Annotated in this window: 10 protein-coding genes; 6 read left to right on the top strand and 4 right to left on the bottom strand. The window is 62.7% G+C overall.

Features of this window, described 5'->3' with window-relative positions:
• Positions 1–90 precede the first annotated feature (90 nt).
• Entirely contained in the window at positions 91–1,086 is a 996-nt protein-coding gene (locus M5C56_RS20595) for an aldo/keto reductase (protein ID WP_103494823.1), read from the top strand.
• Between the two features lie 151 nt (positions 1,087–1,237).
• Here the strand turns inward: M5C56_RS20595 and M5C56_RS20590 are convergent, their stop codons facing one another.
• The 3 genes from M5C56_RS20590 to M5C56_RS20580 form a co-directional block, all read right to left on the bottom strand.
• Positions 1,238–4,909 carry a translocation/assembly module TamB domain-containing protein gene (locus M5C56_RS20590; RefSeq protein ID WP_103497090.1) on the bottom strand — a complete coding sequence of 1,224 codons (3,672 nt, stop codon included), beginning with the start codon at positions 4,907–4,909 and terminating at the stop codon, positions 1,238–1,240.
• Positions 4,906–6,633, bottom strand: a complete 1,728-nt coding sequence (locus tag M5C56_RS20585) for an autotransporter assembly complex family protein (RefSeq protein ID WP_103497091.1) — start codon at positions 6,631–6,633, stop codon at positions 4,906–4,908. Before M5C56_RS20585 ends, M5C56_RS20590 begins: the two co-directional genes overlap by 4 nt.
• A 70-nt stretch (positions 6,634–6,703) precedes the next feature.
• Positions 6,704–7,354: a GNAT family N-acetyltransferase gene (locus M5C56_RS20580; protein ID WP_103497092.1), complete on the bottom strand. Its 651-nt coding sequence runs from the start codon at positions 7,352–7,354 to the stop codon at positions 6,704–6,706.
• A 135-nt stretch (positions 7,355–7,489) separates the two neighbouring features.
• Between M5C56_RS20580 and xthA the strand changes: the two genes are divergently transcribed.
• Positions 7,490–8,302, top strand: a complete 813-nt coding sequence (gene xthA / locus M5C56_RS20575; RefSeq protein ID WP_103497093.1) for an exodeoxyribonuclease III — start codon at positions 7,490–7,492, stop codon at positions 8,300–8,302.
• A gap of 75 nt (positions 8,303–8,377) precedes the next feature.
• The gene (locus M5C56_RS20570; protein WP_103497094.1) at positions 8,378–9,712 is read left to right on the top strand and encodes a phosphate ABC transporter substrate-binding/OmpA family protein; all 1,335 of its coding nucleotides are present in this window, start codon (positions 8,378–8,380) and stop codon (positions 9,710–9,712) included.
• 11 nt (positions 9,713–9,723) lie between these two features.
• Here M5C56_RS20570 and M5C56_RS20565 read toward each other — a convergent pair whose 3' ends face one another.
• Positions 9,724–10,953 carry an acyl-CoA dehydrogenase gene (locus M5C56_RS20565; protein WP_103497095.1) on the bottom strand — a complete coding sequence of 410 codons (1,230 nt, stop codon included), beginning with the start codon at positions 10,951–10,953 and terminating at the stop codon, positions 9,724–9,726.
• Positions 10,954–11,104: 151 nt separating this feature from the next.
• Here M5C56_RS20565 and M5C56_RS20560 point away from each other — a divergent pair, with 151 nt between their 5' ends.
• The 3 genes from M5C56_RS20560 to M5C56_RS20550 all read left to right on the top strand — a co-directional run bounded on the left by M5C56_RS20560 (position 11,105) and on the right by M5C56_RS20550 (position 13,501).
• Complete coding sequence (locus tag M5C56_RS20560) at positions 11,105–12,034, top strand: LysR family transcriptional regulator (protein WP_100943899.1); 930 nt, start codon at positions 11,105–11,107, stop codon at positions 12,032–12,034.
• 77 nt (positions 12,035–12,111) lie between these two features.
• Positions 12,112–12,513, top strand: coding sequence for a MerR family DNA-binding transcriptional regulator (locus M5C56_RS20555; RefSeq protein ID WP_103497096.1), 402 nt, complete (start codon positions 12,112–12,114; stop codon positions 12,511–12,513).
• 88 nt (positions 12,514–12,601) lie between these two features.
• Positions 12,602–13,501, top strand: a complete 900-nt coding sequence (locus M5C56_RS20550; RefSeq protein WP_103497097.1) for a hydroxymethylglutaryl-CoA lyase — start codon at positions 12,602–12,604, stop codon at positions 13,499–13,501.
• The last annotated feature ends 437 nt before the right edge of the window (positions 13,502–13,938 follow it).

The raw sequence follows: 13,938 nt of genomic DNA, 5'->3' as shown, positions 1-13,938 counted from the left end.
GGATTTTACGAATAGTGATAGTGCTTTTAGCCGGTTTATCGCACTTTTGTCGAGGTTCACACTGCACGAAATCCCACAGGAGCTCACACCATGCACACCCGTCAACTCGGCAAGAACGGCCCACAGGTCTCCGCCATCGGCCTCGGCTGCATGGGCATGACCGATTTCTACACCACCGGCAGCGACACCCGCGAAGCCACCGCGACCTTGCATCGGGCCCTGGAACTGGGCGTAACCCTGCTCGACACCGCTGATATGTACGGCCCCCACAGCAACGAAGAACTGATCGGCCAGGCCATCGCCGGCAAACGCGACCAGGTGTTCCTGGCCAGCAAGTTCGGCATCCTCCGTGACCCGGCCAGGCCGGCGTACCGTGGGGTCAGCGGGAAACCGGAGTACATCCGCACGGCCATCGACGGCACCCTCAAGCGCCTCGGCGTGGAGACCCTGGACCTGTACTACCAGCACCGTATCGACCCGGAAGTGGCCATTGAGGAAACCGTCGGCGCCATGGCCGAGCTGGTCAAGGCCGGCAAGGTTCGTTACCTGGGTTTGAGCGAGGCCTCGGCCGAAACCCTGGAGCGGGCCCATCGGGTGCATCCGATCAGCGCCTTGCAAAGCGAGTACTCGCTGTGGAGCCGTGATCAGGAAGACAACGGCTGCCTGGCCGCCTGCCAACGCCTGGGAATCGCCTTTGTGCCCTACAGCCCGTTGGGCCGTGGTTTCCTGACCGGCGCCTTGAAGAGCCCGGACGATTTCGCCGCCGATGACTATCGGCGTTTCAGCCCACGCTTCCAGGGCGAGAACTTCGCCCGCAACCTGCGGCTGGTGGAGCAGGTGCAAGGGTTGGCCGCGGAAAAAGGCGTGACGGCCGGGCAACTGGCATTGGCCTGGGTCCTGGCCCAGGGCGACTACCTGATCCCGATTCCCGGGACCAAGCAACGCAAATACCTGGAAGAGAACGTGGCGGCCCTGGAGGTGAAGCTGAGCCCCGCCGAATTGCAGGCCCTGGAGGCGATTTTCCCGGCCGGTGCCACGGCCGGGCTGCGCTATCCGGAAGCGGTGATGCAGGGCCTGAATCGCTAAAGACTCGACTGCCGAACCCTGATCCCAGGCACACAACGGAACCTTGTAGGAGCAGGGGTTGCCCGCGAAGCTTTTGGCGCCCTCAAGGACGCCTTCGCGGGCAAGCCCTGCTCCTACAGGATCGTGCGTGACCGCAGAGGAGTGTCATTCCTCAGAAATCGCGCTTGTAGAAGATATCCAGGGAACTGGCCACGCCGCTCGCCGCCTCCAGGTAAACCTTCTTGCTCAACATATAACGCAAGGCGATGGTATTGGCCGGTTCGAACACCCCCACCCCGTAGCGCAAGCTCAGCTTCTCGGTGATCTTGCCGCTGGCCACCACCGATGTGGTGCTGCCGCTGCCCTGGGTATCTAGGGCAAAATCCTCGATGCCCAGGTTCTTCGCCAGGTCGCCGGTCAACCCGGCACTGCCCATCAAACCCAGGCCCAACGCCGCCTGGGCCAGCACATTGCTATCTTCGCCAGTGGTGCTCAACGGTCGTCCCAACACCAGGTAGGACAACGCCTGCTCCTGGCTCATGGCCGGCTCCGAGAAGATCTGCGTGGTCGGTTGCTCGGCGCTGCCGCTCAGGCGAATACCGGCAATCACATCATCGGTCTGGCGAATCGCCTCGATATCCAGGTACGGCTGGTCGATGGGCCCGGCGAACAGCAAGCGCGCCCGGCGAATGGTCAGGCGCTGGCCATAGGCGCTGTAGCGCCCGTCATTCAGGCGCAACTCACCCCGGGTATCGAGGTTGTCACCGATATGCACCTGGCCCTGCAAGTCGGCGGTCAGGCCAAAACCGTTGAAACTGAGCTTGTCCTCCCCCACCAGTACCTCGATATCCATGGACATCGCCAGGGGCGCCTTGCCCTCCTCGGTCTGCTGGCCGACGATCACCGTGTCGTCCGAGACCTTGACCGTCGACGGCGGCAGCTCGCGCACGACGATCGCGCCCTTGGGCACATGCACCTTGCCGGCAATCGCCAGTTTGTCGCCGTGCATCGACACCGTCAGGTCCGGCGCCACCTCCAGGGTCGCATAGGGCTCGACGCTGACCGGCAACTGCGAGCCCTTGATCGCCAATTCCACTTGTAGCGCATCGCTCCAGTCGATGTGCCCGGTCAGGCTGCCGTGTCCGGCATCACCGCCGGTCCACGTGCCGTTGAGCTGGACGTTTTCCCCGGCAATCTGCGCCTGCACCCGCAGGTCCTTGACCGTGGTCGGCACTTCCGAGCCGGAGACCTCGCCACCGCTCAAGGTCAGGTTGCCGTTGACCTTGGGCGCCAGCAAGCCGCCGGACAAACGCCCGCTGCCATCGAGGCGACCGGCCAGGGTCTCGACCTTTCTCACGAAAGGCCGGGCCACACTGAGATCGAGGCCGCTGAGACGGAAATCGCCGGTCAGGGGTTTGTTCTTCGCCAGGGGATTGATCTGCGCCTGGAGCATCAGTTCGCCAAGCTTGCCACCGCGAAAATCCAGGACCGTGTCGACCCGCCGCGGGGTCAGGTTGCTGGTCAGCTTGAGGGTCTCGTAGGGGAAGTCCAGCCATCTGCGTCGTTCGCGAATACGCAGGGTGCCGCCACTGGCATCGATCATGATCTGGCCCTTGGGGCCGCTGGCCGGCAGGTCCACTTGCAGGTCGGCATTCAGCCGGCCCTGCCAGGCGAAGTCACGGGGCAACCATTGCCCCAGGCTTTCCAGGGGGAATTGCTTGAGGTGATAACGCAAGCGCGGTTCAGGCATCAACCGCTGATCCTCGCCGCACAGGCTGGCCTCTCCCGACAGCCAGCAGTGGCTGCCGAAATTCAATCGGCCATCGGCAAGGTATTCGAGTTTGGCCGGGTTCTGCAGTTTCCAGTCCTGGCCGCCGGTCTGTACATCGCCGGAAACCAGGCGCCCGCGCCAGTTGCCTTTGTCGAGTCCGCCGTCCAGGCCCAGGGCCAGTTTCAACAGCGGGCCTTGCAGATCGAGCTGCGCTTGCTGGCGCTTGAGATCGCCCTGCCCGTGCAAGGTCAGGGTACCCAGGGCCGTTTCGCCAGCCTGGATACCTTCGCCCTTGAGATCCAGTTGCCCACGTTGGGTGCCGTCGAGGTTGGCCTCGAGGCTGAGGTTTTGCAGACGGTTATCGGCAAATACCAACTGCTGGCCGTGCAGGCTGACCTTGCCTTGCGGCGCCTTCAGCGTGCCGGCGAGATCGACCCGGCCTTTGACTTGTCCGCGCAACTGCGGCCAGAGCTGGCCCAGGCGCGGCAGGTTGAGGTCGAGCTGCCCGGCCAGGCGTTGTTGCAGGCTGCCGCTGCCCTGGATACGGTTATCGCCCAAACGAATGTCCAGGGCACCCAGGGTCCATTGCTCGCCTCTACCGCTGGCCTTGGCTTGTAACACTGCCGGTTGCCCGCGCAGTTTGCCCTTGAGGTCGATATTCGCCTCCAGGTTCAACTGCTGGTTCTTCAACTCGCCTTTGCTGCGCAGCGGCCCGGCCAGGGTCCCGGGCAACTCCGCCAGCCAGTAAGCCGGATTGAGCGCGCTCAGGTCCAGTGCGGTGTCCCAGGCGATGCCATCGGCGAATTGCAACTTCAGGTAACCGCTGGCCTTGCCCTGCCCCGCCGTCAGTTCGAGCTGCGGCAGGGCGATCTGTTTCAGGTCGCCACTGAACGGCGTCAGCAGCCTGAACTTGCCCGCCGGGCCGTCGAGATCGGCCTGGACGAAACCCAGGTAGTTGCCGTCACGGTAATGCACCTCACCGACCAGGGTCCGCGCCTTGACCGCCGGTTCCGCGATCAACGGGTACAGGCGATGCCAGGGAAAGTCCAGCCAGTCGACCTTGGCGTCGACAGCGAAGCCCTTCTGCCAGTCCAGTTCGGCGCTGAGTTTCAGCCGCTGTTTGGCATCGGCCGTCAGGTCCAGCGCGGCGATCTGCGCGCCCTGCGCATCGACCCGGCCTTGCAGGTTGAGGTCGACGGGACCTTGCTCGGCCGGCAGCACGGCCTTGCCCTGGAGCTGGTAACCGTCTTTCAGGTTGCCGCTGCCGGTGAGTTCAAGCTGATTGAGTTGCAGGGTATCCGGCAGTTCGGCGCTGGCCTTGAAGCCATCGGCAGTGATCCGCACCCGGGCCGGCAGGTGCTCGGCCAGGGCCTCCAGTTCGCCCGTCAGTTGGCCCGGCAGATAACCGCTGCTGTTGGCCTTGAGCTTGAGGGTCTTGAGCAGATCGCCCTGTACCTCCAGCGCCAGGGCCCAGGGCACACCGCCCGGGGCCGGCAACAGCAGCTTGCCCTCGGCCGTCAGCGGCCAGTCGCCGCTGGGTTGCAGCAGCCCGGAGAGGTCCAGGCTGAGGTCGTCGTGCTGCAGATGCACGGTATCGATCTGCAAACCCTGCGCCGTCCAGTGCGCGGCCAGTTGCAATTCCTTGAGCTGCTCGCTGCCATCGAGCCACAGGCTGCCGATACGCACCTGGCGCAACTCGATCGCCACCGGCAGTTTCAGCGTCGGCAAGCTCAGCGGCCCGCTCTCGGCCGGCGCGCTCGGTTCAAAGCGCAGGTCGACCCGCTCGACTTCCAACTGATCGACACAGAGCACAAAGTGCGTCAGGCACAGCGGCGACCAATTGAAGCGCGGCTGCTGCAATTCAACCCGATTGCCGCCCTGCTGCCAGAGCAGATGATCGGCGCTCCACTGCCCGCCCAGATGACCCTGGAAATTTTCCACGCTCAAGCCCGGCACCTGTGCCAACGCCCAGCGGCTGCCGGCCTGGGTGCCCAGCAGCAGACCCAACGACACCAGCAACAACAGCATCAGCGCGACAAGCGCCAGGCCGAGTATTTTCAAACCACGCTTCACAACTCAGGCCCCATGGAAAAGTGCAAACGGATACCCCCGGGATCGTCCAGCGCATGGGCCAGGTCGAGACGGATCGGCCCCACCGGCGAGATCCAGCGCACGCCGATGCCGACGCCGGTCTTGAGGCTCGGTAACTCCAGGGTATTGAACGAGTTGCCCTGGTCGACGAAGGTCGCGATCCGCCATTTCTCGGCGATGGAATATTGGTACTCAAGGCTGCCGGCGACCATGTAGCGCCCACCGATCCGATCCCCTTTGGAGTTTTCCGGGGACAGGCTCTGGTAGTCGTAGCCGCGCACGCTCTGGTCGCCGCCGGCGAAGAAGCGCAGGGACGGCGGCACGTTCCGGTAGCCATTGGTGGCACTGCCGCCGAACTGGATCCGGCCGAGGAAACGGTGATTATCCCAGACCGTGGTCAGGCCCTTGAGTGTCGCCGTGCCGTACAGCAGGTTATTGTCCGAGGCCAGGCCTTCCTTGGCGACCTTGCTGTCGAACTCCAGGCGATAGCCGTTGTGCGGATCGATGCGGTTGTCGCTGCGCAGATAGGAGTAATTGATGCCGGGCATCAGCAAGGTACTCAGGCCCGAATCGTCGCCGAGGCGATATTCCTCGCGCTGCCACTTGAGCGAGATCACCCGCTGCCAGCCGCTGGGCAGCTTGCTGTGCCATTCCGGGCCGATGGTGAACAGCTTGCTCAGGCTGTCGGTGTTGGCGATTTCCTCGTACTGGTAGCCGGCGGCCCAGCGCAGCTTGTCGGTGAGCGGCGGGTCCAGCGGATGGTCGTACCACAGGCCGATATTCTGCCGGGGCGCGGACACCTCGCTTTCGATGCCATAGCTATCGCCCTGGGCATTGACCCAGTGGCGAGTCCAGTTGGCCTTGACCCGGGGCCCGACGTCGGTCGAATAACCCAGGCCCAGGCCCATGGTGCGCGGCTTGCGGGTATCGAGCTGGACCTCGACCGGGATCACCCGGTCCTTGGCCGCCAGCGGTGCCGCATCCACCCGCACGCCTTCGAAGTAGCCGCTCGATTGCAGGGCCTGGTTGAGCTCCGCGATCAGTTCGGAATCGTAAGGGGTGCCGGCCTTGAATGGCACCATGCGGTGCAGCAGGTCTTCGTCGAAGGGCGTGTCGCCGGCGAAATGCACCGGTCCCAGGGAATAGCGCGGACCGCTGTCATAGATCAGCTCGATATCGGCGATGCCCGCCTTGGGGTCGACGATCAACTTCTGGCTGATAAAGTGGCCGCTGAAAAATCCGTAGCGCGAGGCCCGGTTGAGAATCAGGCGCTTGGTATCCTCGTAGTGCCCATGGTTGAGCACGGCACCGGGCTTGAGGGCATCACTCCTGGGGATCTGGAAAGCCTTGAGGCTGGCGGCCGGGCCTTCGATGCGCACGGTGACATTGCGCAGATGCACCGGTTCGCCGGGATCGATGGTCAGGATCAGCTTGGGGGTCTTGCCGGCTTCGACTTCGGTCTCGATCTGCGGCTGATAATAGCCGAGCGCCTGGGCGGCCTTGCGTGCCTGCTCCTGCGCGCCGCGGCTGAAACGCCGCAGGGCATTTTCACCACGATTGCCGAGACTGCCAATGTAGCCTTCCACATTGGCCTTCAACTCGTCGTTCGCCGGCTTGACCCGTACATCGAGTTCGCTTTGCGCCAGGGCCGCCATGCTGCAACAGAGCAGGAGCAAACCGCTGGTCAATCTTATAGAAAACATCATAGGCGCGGATGCTATCACGGGCTGGGTTAAGGCCGTCATAGAACGCGAAACCGACCGGAAAGTTCGACAGTCAAGCCATTGCTGTTTGTAACATCAGGGGGTTGGCGTGATAAAACACGTGCTCGCGGATCGGTCCCACCGCTACCTCACCGATGTCCTCATAACCCTGGCGCTTGTAGAACTCAACGTAACGCGAGTTACCGGTATCGAGCACCACGCCTTGGGAATGCGGGTCTTCGGCACACCAGTTGTGCACCGCCATCAGCAACTGCTCGCCATAGTGCTGGCCCTGGAACTGCGGGTGGATGCCCAGCAACGGCAACACGTGCACCGAATTCGACGGCAGGCAGGCGAGCACCGCCTGCTGGTACTCCAGGTAACGGCGGGTACAGCGAAAGCCGGTGCTCAGCACCATGCGCATGCGCCAGACCCAGCTCTCGGTAATGTCCAGTCGACGTTGGGGCGGAGCGATCAGCGCAATGCCGATCAGGCGGTCGTTGACCAGCAGCCCGATGGCCGGCAGATCCTCGAGAAAGTGTTGCTTGACCCGCTCGCGTACCGTGGCCCGGACCCGCTGTTCGTAGCCCGGGCGTTCGGCCTCGAACAGATAGGCGAACGTCGGTTCATGCCGATAGGCCTGGTACAACAGCGAGCGTGCTTCACGAGAATAACCACCGTCGAGCAGATGGATCTGGGCCGTGATCTCTGGCATTTCCGGCATGGGGGTCAACCTCCCTGGCCGCGGCGCGTTGCCGCAACGATCTGAGAGAACGTTAGCAGTGCATCGACACTCCCGCCACGCTGGCCGTCGCCGGACTTGTCGGCTAGCATCGCTGTTTTGCCAGGATTGCCGCCCATGAAAATCGTCTCGTTCAACATCAACGGCCTGCGCGCCCGGCCCCATCAGTTGGCGGCGCTGATCGAGAAGCACCAGCCGGATGTGATCGGCCTGCAGGAAACCAAGGTCTCCGACGATCAGTTTCCACAGGCTGAAGTCGAAGCCCTGGGTTACCACGTGCATTTCCACGGCCAGAAAGGCCATTACGGCGTGGCGCTGCTGTCGCGCCAGGCGCCGCTGAGCCTGCACAAGGGGTTCGAGGGCGACGATGAAGAAGCCCAGAAGCGTTTTATCTGGGGCACCTTCGCCGATGAAAACGGCACGCCGGTGACCATCATGAACGGCTATTTCCCCCAGGGCGAAAGCCGCGACCATCCGACCAAGTTCCCGGCCAAGGAACGCTTCTACCAGGACCTGCAGCAGTTGCTGGAAAGCCGGTTCCAACACGACCAGCCGCTGGTGGTGATGGGCGATATCAATATTTCCCCGGAGGACTGCGATATCGGTATCGGCGCCGACAATGCCAAGCGCTGGCTGAAAACCGGCAAGTGCAGCTTTCTGCCGGAAGAGCGCGAATGGCTGGCACGCCTGAAGAACTGGGGGCTGGTGGACAGCTTCCGGCATCTGCACCCTGAGGTGAATGACCGTTTCAGCTGGTTCGACTACCGCAGCCGTGGCTTTGAAGACGAGCCCAAGCGTGGCCTGCGGATCGATGTGATCATGGCCTCGAATGGCTTGCTGCCACGGGTCAAGGCCGGTGGGGTCGACTATGAATTGCGCGGCATGGAAAAGCCTTCCGACCATGCACCGATCTGGCTGGAGCTGGGCTGATCACGCGCCGTCATTTAACTGAAACCTGACTGACTTATTCTTGCAGCACTCCGGCCCACAAAAGGTGCAGGCCCCATGCTGCGCGCACTCTCACTGCTGATCCTCTGCGGCCTCCCCGCCCTGACCCTGGCGGCCCTGCCCGCGCCGCCCGATGACGGCCCGGCGCTGCGCATCCAGGGTTCCAACACCATCGGTGCCGACCTCGGGCCGGCGCTGGTCAAGGGCTGGCTCGAGGAACAGGGCCTGCATGGCGTGCACCTGGCCAACACCGGCAAGGACAACGAGCAGCGCGTGCTCGCCACCACCGAGCAAGGCCGCCGGGTCCGGATCGAAGTCGCCGCCCATGGTTCCAGCACCGGCTTCAGCGCCCTGAAAGCCGGTACCGCCGACCTCGCCGCTTCTTCCCGTCCGATCAAGGACGCCGAACTGGCGGACCTCGCCAGCCTCGGCGATCTGAAAAGCCCCGACGCCGAGCAAGTGATCGCCATCGACGGCGTGGCGATTATCCTTCATCCGCAAAACCCGCTGACCCGACTGAACACCGAAGAGCTGGCGAAAATCTTTTCCGGCGAAGTGAAAACCTGGGAAGAACTGGGCGGGATCGGCGGCGCCATTCACCTCTACGCCCGGGATGAAAAGTCCGGGACCTGGGACACCTTCAAGGAACTGGTGCTGGCCCGTCGCGGCAAGTCCCTGGCCGCCGGCGCCCAGCGTTTCGAATCCAGCGAACAGTTATCCGATGCGGTCAGCCAGGATCACCAGGGGATCGGCTTTATCGGCCTGCCCTACGTTCGCCAGGCCAAAGCCGTGGCCATTGTCGACGGCGATTCGCAAGCGATGCTGCCACTGGCCAGCCTGATCGCCACCGAGGATTATCCGCTGTCCCGACGACTGTTCTTCTACCTGCCGCCCAACCGCCAGAACCCCTGGGCCGCGTCCCTGGTGCGCTTCGCGCAAAGCCCGGCGGGCCAGGCGATTGTCGCCGGCAACGGGTTTGTCGCGCAGACGGTGCAAGCCATCCCGGTCACGCCCGGCCCGGCCATGTCGCCGGAATACCTGGCCCTGGCGAAAGAAGCGCAGCGCCTGTCAGTGAATTTTCGTTTCGAGGAAGGTAGCGCCAGCCTGGACAACAAGGCCCGCCAGGATGTGCTGCGGGTCCTGGATTACCTGCATGCCCAGGGCAAGCTGAACAAACAGGTGACCCTGGTGGGTTTTGGCGACGCCAAGAACGACCCGGCCCGCGCCGCCCTGCTGTCCAAGCTGCGGGCGATGGCGGTGCGTCGGGAACTGGTGAAGGGTGGCGTGGTGTTTCGCGATATCCAGGGCTTCGGCGCGCAGATGCCGGTGGCGGCCAACACCCTGGATGAAGGCCGCATCAAGAACCGGCGGGTCGAGGTCTGGGTGTATTAAGAGCGCGGCTCTCAGCGCTCCGAACGCATCATCTCGCGCGGTACATATTTGCCGATCTCGTACTTGCCGATCGCCGCCCGGTGCACTTCATCCGGGCCGTCGGCCAGGCGCAGGGTGCGTTGCATGGCGTACATGTAGGCCAGCGGGAAATCGTTGGAGACCCCGGCCCCACCGTGGATCTGGATCGCCCGGTCGATCACCTTCAAGGCCACGTTCGGCGCCACCACCTTGATCTGCGCGATCTCGCTTTTCGCCACCTTGTTACCGGCGGTGTCCATCATGAAGGCCGCCTTCAGGGTCAACAGGCGCGCCATGTCGATCTCCATCCGCGAGTCGGCGATCTTGTCGATATTGCCGCCCAGGCGAGCCAATGGCCGGCCGAACGCGGTACGGTTGACCGCCCGTTTGCACATCAGCTCCAGCGCGCGCTCGGCCATGCCGATGGAACGCATGCAGTGGTGAATCCGGCCCGGGCCAAGGCGACCCTGGGCGATCTCGAAACCACGGCCCTCACCCAGCAGCACGTTCTCGTAAGGCACCCGCACGTTCTCGAACAGCACTTCGGCGTGACCATGGGGCGCATCGTCGTAACCGAATACCGGCAATGGACGGACGATCTTCACTCCGGGGGTATCCACCGGCACCAGGATCATCGAATGTTGCTGGTGACGCGGTGCGTCCGGATTGCTCAGGCCCATGAACACCAGGATCTTGCAGCGCGGATCACAAGCGCCGGAAGTCCACCACTTCTTGCCGTTGATCACCCACTCGTCACCCTGGCGCTCGGCGCGGGCGGCCATATTGGTGGCATCAGACGAAGCCACATCCGGCTCGGTCATGGCGAAGGCGGAACGGATCTCGCCGCGCAGCAGCGGTTCCAGCCAGCGTTGTTTCTGTTCTTCATTGGCGTAACGCACCAGCACTTCCATATTGCCGGTGTCCGGTGCCGAGCAGTTGAACGGCTCCGGCCCAAGCAAGGAGCGGCCCATGATTTCCGCCAGGGGGGCGTATTCCAGGTTGGTCAGGCCGGCACCCAGTTCGGATTCCGGCAGAAACAGGTTCCACAACCCCTCGGCCTTGGCGCGGGCCTTGAGTTCTTCCATGATCGCGGTGGGCTGCCAGCGATCGCCTTCGGCGACCTGGCGCTCGAACACCGGTTCGGCCGGATACACATAAGTGTCCATGAACGCGGTCACGCGTTCACGCAGTTCCTGAACCTTGGGCGAATAGGCGAAATCCATGGGCAGCTACCTTCTTGAGCAGGTGGTCGGAGTCATGGAATCGATGCTAGATCAGCTACGAAAATTTACCAAAGCTATTCTCGCCGTGTATTAACATTCATCACCGATATATGATCGGCTGATCGAACCCTAACAATAAGAGCGCCGCGAAATGAATCTGAGCAAGGTCGACCTCAATCTTTTCATCGTCTTCGACGCCATCTATACCGAGGCCAACCTGACCCGCGCCGGGCAGATTGTCGGCATCACCCAGCCGGCGGTGTCCAACGCCCTGGCACGCTTGCGCGAAACCTTCAACGACCCGCTGTTCGTGCGCACCGCCCAGGGCATGGTGCCCACACCGATGGCGCAGAACATCATCGGCCCGGTGCGCAATGCCCTGTCGCTGCTGCGCATCTCGGTCCAGGAAAGCCGGATCTTCAACCCGTTGCAGGCGAACAAGACCTACCGCATCAGCATGACCGACCTCACCGAGGCGGTGATCCTGCCACCACTGTTCCAGCGCCTGCGTCGCCTGGCGCCGACGGTGGCGATCGAGAGTTTCCTCTCCAAGCGCCGCGAGACCACCAAGGAATTGGCCGCCGGACGTATCGACTTCGCCGTCGACGCGCCGCTCAACACCGACCCCCAGGTGCGTCATGTCAAGCTGATGGAAGACCGCTATGTCTGTGCCATGCGCAAGGGCCATGCAATGGCGGGCAAGGACAAGCTGACCCTGGATGACTACATGGGATTCACCCACATCCATATTTCCAGCCGACGCAATGGCCTGGGTTATGTCGACCTGGCCCTGGGCAAGATGGGCATCCAGCGCAAGATCGCCTTGCGTTCGCAGCATTACCTGATGGCCTCGCAGGTGTTGCAGCAGACCGATATGGTCATGACCGTGCCGGAACGCTTCGCCCGCCGCCATGACTTGCATTACTTCCCGTTGCCGGTCAATGACGTGCCACCGGTGGAAACCCACCTCTACTGGCACGAAAGCACCGACCAGGACCCGGCCAACCGCTGGATGCGCGAGCAGATGATCGAACTGTGCCAGCAGGTCACGGCCCATGAGAAGAAGCTCGACAAGGCCTGAACTCTGCACCTATCTCTGCTTGACGTATACGTCAAGCAGCCCTTAGCTTAGCGCCATGACCTTTCTCGAGCGCTTTCATGAGCAGCCAGACCTACAGCATCTCCGACCTCGCCCGCGAGCTCGACATCACCACCCGGGCCATTCGCTTCTATGAAGAGCAAGGCCTGCTCAGTCCTGAGCGAAAGGGCCTGGAACGCATCTACTCGGCCCGGGACAAGGTGACCCTGAAACTGATCCTGCGGGGTAAGCGCATCGGTTTTTCCCTGGCCGAGTGCCGCGAACTGATCGAACTCTACGACCCCACCAGCGGCAACCACAAGCAGCTCAACAGTATGCTGGCGAAGATCACCGAGCGCCGGGCGCAGCTGGAGCAGCAACTGCTGGATATCGAACAGATGCAACTGGAACTCGACACTGCCGAGGAGCGCTGCCATCAGGCGTTGCAGACCCTCGAACAACAGGCCGACCCCATCCTGTAGGAGCAGAGCTTGCTCGTGAAGGGGCTCTTGAGAGCGCTAGAAGCTTCGCGGCCAGACCCTGTTCCTACTCACCAACAAGGTACCCCCCATGTCATTGCCCACCCACGTACGCCTGATCGAAGTCGGCCCCCGCGACGGCCTGCAGAATGAAGCCCAACCCATCAGCGTGGCCGACAAGGTCCGCCTGGTGGACCGTCTCAGCGACGCTGGCCTGGGCTATATAGAAGTCGGCAGCTTCGTCTCGCCCAAATGGGTGCCGCAGATGGCCGGTTCCGCCGAAGTCTTCGCGCAGATCCAGCGCAAGCCCGGGGTCACCTATGGCGCGCTGGCCCCCAACCTGCGCGGTTTCGAAGATGCCGTGGCCGCCGGGGTCAAGGAGGTGGCGGTGTTCGCCGCCGCCTCCGAAGCCTTCTCCCAGCGCAATATCAACTGTTCCATCAGCGAAAGCCTCGAACGTTTCGTACCGATCATGGACGCCGCCCGCCAGCATGGCGTGACGGTGCGCGGCTACGTGTCCTGCGTGCTCGGCTGCCCCTATGAAGGCCCGGTCGCCGCCGAGCAGGTCGCCGTCGTGGCCCGCGAGCTGTATGCCATGGGCTGCTACGAAGTGTCCCTGGGCGACACCATCGGCACCGGCACCCCGGGCGCCACCCGGCGGATGTTCGAAGTGGTCTCGGCCAGCGTGCCGCGGGAAAAACTTGCCGGGCATTTCCACGACACCTACGGCCAGGCCATGGCCAATGTCTACGCCAGCCTGCTGGAAGGCATCGCGGTCTTCGACAGCTCCATCGCAGGCCTGGGCGGCTGCCCCTACGCCAAGGGCGCCAGCGGTAACGTCGCCACCGAAGACGTGCTCTATATGCTCAACGGCCTGGGCATCCACACCGGTGTCGACCTCGACCAGTTGCTCCTCGCGGGCCAGGAAATCTGTGCCGTGCTGGGACGTGTTACTGGCTCAAGGGTCGCCAAGGCACGGCAGGCGGTGTGAATGTGTCCGGGTGTTACCGTCTGGAAACACAAACGAGTAACACGGAAACAGATTCACGACATTGCCCTTGGCCGAAGGTTCACGAAAAATATCAAAGCCTTGATTTTAAAGGCTTTTAAAAAGTTGGCACGCCACCTGCTATATCTCTTGCATAACAAGAATAAAAAGCAGCAAACCCATAAAAATAAGACGTACCGACTCTGACATAACAAAAACAACACGGCAGAGACGCAGCTAACAGATTTTTTTGGAGAAGGTGTGCTTTCAGGGAACCCTCGGGTCACCCGCAACCGGACAGAGAACAATAAAACTACCTCAAGGTAGCTCCCGAACTGGTTGGATCACCTGATAAAGCAGATCAGCGCTCAAAAAAATACGTTTGCTCTTTGACCCCGGATGGGGGTCACCTAAACGGCGAGAAAGGGTCACGGTCGACA

Source organism: Pseudomonas sp. MWU13-2862, assembly GCF_023242495.1.
In the GTDB taxonomy this organism is placed as follows: domain Bacteria; phylum Pseudomonadota; class Gammaproteobacteria; order Pseudomonadales; family Pseudomonadaceae; genus Aquipseudomonas; species Aquipseudomonas gingeri_D.
This window is presented reverse-complemented; position numbering and strand designations above follow the sequence as displayed.

Excerpts from the sequence above, each read along its gene's own strand:
- M5C56_RS20550 (WP_103497097.1), top strand. The coding sequence starts at position 12,602 with ATGTCATTGCCCACCCACGTACGCCTGATCGAAGTCGGCCCCCGCGAC.
- xthA (WP_103497093.1), top strand. The coding sequence starts at position 7,490 with ATGAAAATCGTCTCGTTCAACATCAACGGCCTGCGCGCCCGGCCCCAT.
- M5C56_RS20570 (WP_103497094.1), top strand. The coding sequence starts at position 8,378 with ATGCTGCGCGCACTCTCACTGCTGATCCTCTGCGGCCTCCCCGCCCTG.
- M5C56_RS20595 (WP_103494823.1), top strand. The coding sequence starts at position 91 with ATGCACACCCGTCAACTCGGCAAGAACGGCCCACAGGTCTCCGCCATC.
- M5C56_RS20565 (WP_103497095.1), bottom strand. The coding sequence starts at position 10,953 with ATGGATTTCGCCTATTCGCCCAAGGTTCAGGAACTGCGTGAACGCGTG.
- M5C56_RS20580 (WP_103497092.1), bottom strand. The coding sequence starts at position 7,354 with ATGCCGGAAATGCCAGAGATCACGGCCCAGATCCATCTGCTCGACGGT.
- M5C56_RS20560 (WP_100943899.1), top strand. The coding sequence starts at position 11,105 with ATGAATCTGAGCAAGGTCGACCTCAATCTTTTCATCGTCTTCGACGCC.
- M5C56_RS20555 (WP_103497096.1), top strand. The coding sequence starts at position 12,112 with ATGAGCAGCCAGACCTACAGCATCTCCGACCTCGCCCGCGAGCTCGAC.
- M5C56_RS20585 (WP_103497091.1), bottom strand. The coding sequence starts at position 6,633 with ATGATGTTTTCTATAAGATTGACCAGCGGTTTGCTCCTGCTCTGTTGC.